The 7,324-nt window shown below is 67.6% G+C and carries 7 protein-coding genes; 1 reads left to right on the forward strand and 6 read right to left on the reverse strand.

Annotated elements, in window-relative coordinates; genetic code table 11:
- Window positions 1-1,086: 1,086 nt before the first annotated feature.
- Both D7V97_RS37150 and def read right to left on the reverse strand, forming a co-directional pair.
- Complete coding sequence (locus D7V97_RS37150) at window positions 1,087-1,770, reverse strand: sterol desaturase family protein (protein WP_368668992.1); 684 nt, start codon at window positions 1,768-1,770, stop codon at window positions 1,087-1,089.
- Between the two features lie 63 nt (window positions 1,771-1,833).
- Window positions 1,834-2,385: a peptide deformylase gene (gene def / locus D7V97_RS37155; protein WP_120615349.1), complete on the reverse strand. Its 552-nt coding sequence runs from the start codon at window positions 2,383-2,385 to the stop codon at window positions 1,834-1,836.
- Between def and D7V97_RS37160 the strand changes: the two genes are divergently transcribed.
- Window positions 2,384-2,977 carry a nuclear transport factor 2 family protein gene (locus D7V97_RS37160; RefSeq protein ID WP_233583469.1) on the forward strand — a complete coding sequence of 198 codons (594 nt, stop codon included), beginning with the start codon at window positions 2,384-2,386 and terminating at the stop codon, window positions 2,975-2,977. The genes def and D7V97_RS37160 overlap by 2 nt on opposite strands.
- 1 nt (window position 2,978) lies before the next feature.
- Here the strand turns inward: D7V97_RS37160 and D7V97_RS37165 are convergent, their stop codons facing one another.
- From D7V97_RS37165 to D7V97_RS37180, 4 genes are all read right to left on the reverse strand, one after another.
- Window positions 2,979-4,424: a hypothetical protein gene (locus tag D7V97_RS37165; RefSeq protein WP_120615350.1), complete on the reverse strand. Its 1,446-nt coding sequence runs from the start codon at window positions 4,422-4,424 to the stop codon at window positions 2,979-2,981.
- Window positions 4,425-4,528: 104 nt separating this feature from the next.
- On the reverse strand, window positions 4,529-5,035 hold the full coding sequence (locus D7V97_RS37170; protein WP_233583470.1) for a hypothetical protein: 507 nt from the start codon (window positions 5,033-5,035) through the stop codon (window positions 4,529-4,531).
- 64 nt (window positions 5,036-5,099) lie between these two features.
- Window positions 5,100-5,717: a DUF2378 family protein gene (locus tag D7V97_RS37175; protein WP_120615352.1), complete on the reverse strand. Its 618-nt coding sequence runs from the start codon at window positions 5,715-5,717 to the stop codon at window positions 5,100-5,102.
- A gap of 45 nt (window positions 5,718-5,762) precedes the next feature.
- Entirely contained in the window at window positions 5,763-6,872 is a 1,110-nt protein-coding gene (locus tag D7V97_RS37180) for a 3-oxoacyl-ACP synthase III family protein (protein WP_120615353.1), read from the reverse strand.
- Between the last annotated feature and the right edge of the window lie 452 nt (window positions 6,873-7,324).

The following is a 7,324-nucleotide window of genomic DNA, read 5'->3' on the forward strand; positions in this document are numbered from 1 at the left end:
AGCGCTGCAGTTTGGGTGAAAGCGCCCTCAAAAAATTGACTGCGGGTTTCCGCAATCCATATCTACTTGGGCTTGCTATTTGGTTTTCAAAGACCGAGCCGCTTGTCCTGCTTCGCGACTTTTGCTAGCGTTGCTTCTCGCTGCTTGCCGGCTTCTTTTCAACCGGCGGGGTTGCAGCTTCTATTTCAGTCCGCATCTGCTGTCAACTTCGCTTTTGCGTCCTGCGGGCTTCTTCGATTTCTTCGGCGCCGTCCAGTGACTTCCGCCGTTTCTTTCGAAGGGGAGCGGCTTTTACTTCTTCGCCGCCTTCCCTGTCAACCGCTCGTTTTCAGCTTTCCTCACCGCTTCTCGTCCGCCTGTTGCCTTCCGGACTTTTTTTCGGTGGGGCGCGGCTTCTATCTCTTCGCCGCGTTTGCTGTCAACTCGCTTGTTGACTGCCCTATTTTCTTGTCGGCGCTACACCTCTCCCAGAAGTACCTTCCGCGCCAGTGCGCGGGCTTCCGGGTGAGGGGCGCGGCTTCTACCACCGCGCACTTCAGAGTCAACCCTTTCGGTTCGGCTCTTTGCTGCTTCCGACGTTCGCGCTGACTGCTCGCTTTCGTCGGGGGCGCGGCTTCTACCACCGCGCACTTCAGAGTCAACCCTTTCGGCTTGGCTCTTTGCTGCTTCCGACGTCCGCGTTTGCTGCCCGCTTCGTCGAGGGAGGCGGCTTCTACCACCGCCCTTCTGCTGATCAACATTTTTAGTGTCGACCCTTACTGCTGCCCGCTCACTCGTCCGACTCTCTTCCGTCGGATCCGTTTGGGCGGGGCGCGGCTTCTATCTCTGCGCCGCGTTCGGGGTCAACAACCTTCGTCGACCCTTTTCTTCCTTCCCCGTGCAGCGCTCCGAAGCCCTGGGGCACCGGTCCGTTGCGCGGGGAGACAGTCTCTAACGCTTCGATTCGGAGACGTCAAACCCTGATTGATCCGGCCTGATCATTCCGTCGGAGGCGCTGAGGATATGCGCACCGAGTTCCTTCGAGAGAACCCCGGGGACATCGTTTCTTCTCTCCACGCCCCCTCTCCCAGGCGCACTGCCTGCCCCTCATCCAGCGGGGCGGCGCTGCTGCTCGCGCTTCTGCTTCCACCGTGTGCCCCAGAGCGTGTCCGCGAGGGGAAAGGTGATGTTGAAGTTGTAGCGGCCCATACGACTCGGGTCGTGGTGCACCTGATGGTGCCTCCTCAGGAACCTCACGACGGGCAGCCTGGCGCTCCAGTGGTCTCTCGGCAGGTGCGTGCTGAAGTGCACCCACTCGTACGCGAGGTAGTAGCCGAGGGCGGTGGCCATGAAGAGCCAGCCGGCGTTGGCGGACACCAGGAGGAAGCAGAGGGCCGCCAGCGGGGTGGCGACCGCTCCCAGGAAGAAGAGGAGCAGCACGGGCGGGAAGAGCACCATCTTGAAGTCCCGGCTGGACTCGTAGGCCATTGCTTCGTGGGTGAAGAACCGGTGGTGCTGCACGGTGTGGCGCTCGAAGAGGAGGCGCAGTCCTCTTCTGGGGTGGTGCATGGGGCCGCGGTGGCCGAGGAATTCAACCCCGTTCGCGAGCGCCACCACGCAGGGGACTCCCAGCAGCTCCCAGGTCCGGACCGCTTCCACCCTTCCCAGCGCCAGGGCGATGCCTCCCAGGCAGACGAGGCTGGTGAAGGCGAAGTGGGCCCAGCCCCGATAGCCCGGGCCAATGGCCTGGGCCCGGTACTCCTCGCGGAAGGTCTGGACCTGGCGGGGCACGGCGCTCGATTCCATGCGGTCGAGCGTAGCGCGCCCCCTGGGTCCGCCGCCTTTCGCGTCCGGCTAGGAGCGCTTCGAGCCCTTGGCGTCCCGGCTTGAGGCCGGGGCTTCTTCCTTCCGGCGGGCCATGGACTTCTGCAGCTTGCGCATGCGCTCCAGGATGAGGCCGCGCTTGAGGCTGGAGAGGTGGTCCACGAAGACGTGGCCGTCCAGGTGGTCAATCTCGTGCTGGAGGACGTGCGCGAGCCGGCCTTCGGCTTCCAGCTCGTGCCACTCGCCCTTCTTGTCCTGGAAGCGGACCTTCACGCGCTCGACGCGGGGGCACTTCTCCCACACGTCCGGCACGGACAGGCAGCCCTCCTCCAGCGTCGTGTCCCCTTGCTTCGACAGAATCCGCGGGTTCACGATCTCGAACGAGGTGCCGTCCTCCCTCCCGACGATGGCGACCCGGAGGGGCTCGCCGACCTGGTTGGCCGCGATGCCGATGCCCTTGGCTTCCGCCATGGCCTCCGCCATCTCCTCGAGGAGCTTTTCGAGCGCCGGACCGAAGTCGGTCACGGGCTGGGTGGACGTGGTGAGAACCTTGTGGGGCCAGATGACGATGTCGCGAGCCATGCGCCCGCATCTTGCCATGCACCGCCCCATTGCTCAGCACTTCCCGCGCACCGGCGGTCTGACGGGCCGCACCGAGCGCGAAGGCGGGCCGGTCTGCTACACCCCGGCCATGCACCCGCACTCCCAGCTCATCACCGACTTCTATTCGGCCTTCCAACGGCGCGACGCGGACGGCATGGCCGCCTGCTACCACCCGAACGTGGAGTTCAACGACGCGGTCTTCCAGGGCCTGCGCTACGCGGGCGCCACCTCCATGTGGCGCATGCTGCTGGAGCGCGGCAAGGACCTGGAGCTCACCTTCAGCGACGTCCAGGCCGATGACCGCACCGGCCGCGCCCACTGGGACGCGCGCTACACGTTCAGCCAGACGGGCCGGAAGGTCCTCAACCGCATCGACGCGAAGTTCGAGTTCGCCGACGGGAAAATCATCCGGCACACCGACCACTTCCCCTTCTGGACGTGGTCGCGGCAGGCGCTGGGGCCCGTGGGGTTCGCGCTCGGATGGACGCCGCTCCTGCACAACAAGGTGCGCGCCCAGGGCGCCGCGGGCCTGCGCAAGTACATGCGCGAGCGCGGCATCCAGGGGGATTGAGTCACCCGCCCACGTCGAGCTGCTTCAGCATCACCGGTCCTCGGGGGCCCTGGCGCGCCAGGGTGGCCTCGCAGCGCACTTCGCCCATCCAGTCCGTGTAGCGCAGCGCCGCCGTGCCGTCGGCGTGCAGCCACAACGTCGCGTGACCGTGATTGCCCCGGTCCTGGCGCACGCCCGTCCATTCGGGGAAGCGCGGCCGGGATTCGAAGAAGCGGACCGGTGCCACCGGGTGCTCGGGGGCGTCCTTCCGCTCGTAGGGGAAGCCCCCGTGGCCCAGGCTGGCCCCCAGGAAGGGCAGCCCGGGGGCCCGGTCGTAGAGCGCCCCGCCCTGGGCTCCGGCCCAGCACCACAGGTCCACCCACTCGCGCTCCAGGACGAGTGATTTCAGGTCCTCCGAGACGAGGGGGGACAGGTGCCGCGGGTCCGATCCGTAGGGGGCCGCGTGGCTCAGGAGGATGTTCATCGCGCCCCTCCTGCGCCCCTCCGACAGCCGCTGCTCCAGCCATTGGAGCAGTGCGGGCTCCTTGTGACGGCCGGCTTCGAACCAGGCGGTGTCCAGGCCGATGAGCTGGAAGCGCTCCGCGGCGAGGCAGAAGTAGCTGCCCTCCTGGGGGTGGCGGCGGCCCGCGCCCCGCCGCTCGTCCAGGTAGCGCAGGTAGGCTCCCGCACCCGAGCGCATCTCCGGCGCCGCGTTCAGGGTCAGCAGCGTCGTCGTCGCGAGCAGCGGCTCCAGGGGCTCCGCCACGTGCGCGTCGAATTCGCCCTGCCGGCCCGCGTAGAAGACGCCTCCCAGATGCACCGCGCAGTCCAGGCGCTCGCCCCGCATCACGAGCTGGCGGGCGAGGTACTTCGAGGCGTACTCGCCCGTGCCGAAGTCCCCGAAGAGCGCCACCTCCACCGGCTGCCCCGGGGCCGGCTCGCGGAGTGGATAGAGAAAGCGGCTCTTCGACCCGAAGTGCCAGCGGAACGGGGCCTGCCTCGACGCCGCGCCCTGCTCCAGCCAGAGCGGCCCGCTGAAGAGCAGCCACCCTCGCAGGTCCGACCGCGGCTCGAAGCGCGTGCGGGTGGGGTCGATGGGAATCTCCTCCGTCATCAACGGGAACGTGAAGTCAGCGGGCAACCCTCCCGTGCCCCTCCGCGCGTGGCGTTCCGTGGCGTCGAGGCGCTCCTGCAGCTGGCCCGGGTCCGTGAAGAGCAGCTCGAGCTCTTGCAGCACCTCCACGAACGCACCCACCGTCACCCTTGCGCCCAGCCCGGTCTCCGTCCAGCGCAGCACGTCCTCCGGCTCCTTCAGGAAGGCGGCCCGGAGGGCCTCCAGCTCCTCGGGACCCAGGACGGGCAGGTCCGTGTCGGGCACTGCTGGCACAGCCTCGGATGGCGCGGGCTGCGCGCTCGCCGGCGGACGGTAGCCGAGCGATTCGTAGAGTTGCTTCCACCTGCCTTCCATACGTCCCCCTCGTGACGGCTTCGGATGCCCGGGCCTCGCGGCCTCCCCAGGGACGTATCCTCCCAGGCAACCCCGACATGCTTTGTCCGCTCCGGAGGCGCGATTCAGGGGCGGGCGAGGCCTTCACTCCGGAAGGTGTAGAGCGTGTAGTAGGAGCCCGTGGCGAAGCCGGGCAGCTTGAGCGGGTTGAACACACTCAGGTTCGACAGCACCCCGCCCACGAAGCCCGGGGGCACCTCCACCAGCTTGAGCGCGCCGCCCGCGAGCACCACGCCCGCCTGGGGCTGGTCGTTGCTCACCAGTGTGCACTCACCCGACGCCGTGAAGGCGCCCACCGGCAGCAGGAAGCGCGCGTAGAAGGGCACCCGCGTGCCCGGGGCGAACGTCCGGTCCGTCAGCCGGAAGCAGGCCGTCGCCGTGCCCACCTGCTCGTAGCCGTCCGCCACGGACCGGCCCTCCACCACCCGGTGGACGGGCACGTACAGGCCGGCCCCCAACTTCACCGTGGGCTCGAACGGCGCCGCCGCGCACACCGCCGGATCCGGGGGTGACGCGGCGTCCTCCTGCGAGCGGAAGGCATACACCCACTCGTTGCCTGACTGCAGTCGCACCGCGGTCCCTGCCTGCTCCTGCGCCATGTGGCCCTCCCCGTCTGCTGGAGACCGCGTGCGGCGGCTACTGCCAGGACACCGTGTACTCGGTGTCCACCGGTCCGGTCTGCTTGCCGTGCACCTGCACGCCCCGGGCGCCCAGCGCCTCGATGACCGCTTGAAGCACGCCCTCGTGGTACGGCGGGGGCATGAAGTCGCGCTTCATCAGGAGCTTGCCGGAGCGCTCTCCCGTCCACTCCACGCTTCGCTCGCCGTAGCTCACCGCCGCGCGGTAGCCCGTGGGCAGGTTCGTCACCAGGCGCTTCGGGCTGTCTCCCGCGAGCAGCAGCAGCGTCTTGCCCGCCGCCGACGACAGGAAGTCCGTCGTCGCCTGCGTGCCCATCTTGCGCAACATCGCGTCGAAGCCGCCGAGCTGCGGCCCCATCAACTGCGCGCCCGTGAAGGCCAGCTTCAGGAAGCCCGAGACGGGGTAGTTGAAGAAGTCCACGAACTTCTTCTCCGGCACCGAAGCCAGACACCGCTCCACCGCCGCGTCACCGCCCAGGATGCGCACCGCGTTCAGCGCTCCGTTGAAGAACATGCCTCGGGCCGTGTCGTCGGGGGTCGTCAGGGCGAGACGTTTCTCCAGGTCCAGGGCCCGTGCCGCATCCAGGCCTACCGCATCCTTGCGTTGTTCACTCATAGAGGGGGGAATCTCCGGGGGGGAGGAGATGAATGCCCGCGCGCGCTAGAGGCGCACGAGTTGGGCGCCATAATGAACGTTGGCGCCGACCGCCGCCACCACCACCAGCTCTCCACTCCCGAGTGCTACGCGACCCGCCTCCAGGTCCTCGGACAAGAGGATCAGCATCCCGGCCGCGGATGTATTGCCAATGCGATCCACGTTGCAGGCCACGGCTTCCTTCGGCAGGCCCGCCCGGCTCACGAACGAGTCCATCACGCGCTTGTTCGGCTGGTGGAAGTAGTAGCGCTTCACCTGCTCGCGCAGGGCCGGCGTGGTCACCGCGTCCAGGCACTTCTGCATGTACTCCGGATAGCTGCGCGCGACCTTGAAGCCATCCACCACGAAGGCCAGGTCCGACGGCCGCGTCCGCCCTGGCTGATAGGGCAGCTTCAGCATGCCGCCGCCCCGGCGCGACACGAGCTCCGCGTACGCATTGCCGGAGAAGGAGGAGAGGATGCCCGGGCCGTCTTCTTCACCGGGCTGCGAGCGCAGCACCACCGCGCCGGCGCCGTCCCCGAAGACATACATGGACAGGTAGGCGTTGAGCGCCTTGGGCCGGCCCAGCGTGGGCGGCAGTTCGTCCGTGTAGACCTCGCGGTTGAGCAGCGGCGACGTGAACGCCGAGGCCACCACCGCCACCGTGCGGAAGCGGCCGCCCTCCATCATCTTGCGCGCCAGGTCCAACACGTACGGCGTGCCGCCACAGCCGTCGTCCACCACCAGCGCGAACGCGTCCTCGCGCATCCCCAGCCGCTCGTGCAGCGCCATGGCGTCGTGGTTGAAGTGCGGCGCGTCCGGCGTGCACGTCACCACGAACAGCGCGTCCAGTTCCTTCGCGTCCACCCCGCCCCGCGACAGGGCCTGGCGCAGCGACACCTCGCACATGTCCGTGTTCGTCGCCGGGTAGAAGCGGCCCACCACATCGTCCGGAGGGGGAATCGCCCGGCCCGTCTCGTCGTCGAAGTCCCACAGGAACCGACGCTCGCGGATGCCGATCTTCTCCTCGATACGCTCCGCGGACCAGCCGGGGATGGCTCGAGCAATGCGCTCGTTGCTGATGGTCCGCGCTGGAACAAAAGCCCCCGCTCCCACCACACAAACCCGTTCGGTCATTTCTCGAGGCCTCGTGGTCACACTGCCTTGCAGTCGGGAGGTACTCCCGGGCAGGGCTGATTCCACAGCACGTTTCAGGCCAGTCGCTAAACCCCTGGAAAGACGGTCTTCCCTCCTGAATCCGCATCACCAGTGAAGCATACCGGGAGTGGAAAGGGGCCCGGGGGCCTGGGAAATCCGTGAGATAGAGGACGCTTCAGGAGTGAAGCATTCCGCGTGGAATGAACCACACGCGAAGTGACCTTCACGCCGAGTGCAACAGGGGCGACACCCGGGGTGTCTGCCATTGAGCACCCGATGTCAACGGATGACTTGCTGGCAGGGCCCTGCCCTCCTTCTACGGAGGGCAGGAGACATCGGATTTCAGCGCGCCGCTCGGCTCAGAAGGGGATGTTGTCGTCGTCGCCGGGGGGCGGAATCTCGCCGTCGTCCGGCGACGACGACAACATCCC

The sequence above is a fragment of the Corallococcus sp. CA053C genome (assembly GCF_003611675.1).
In the GTDB taxonomy this organism is placed as follows: Bacteria; Myxococcota; Myxococcia; order Myxococcales; family Myxococcaceae; genus Corallococcus.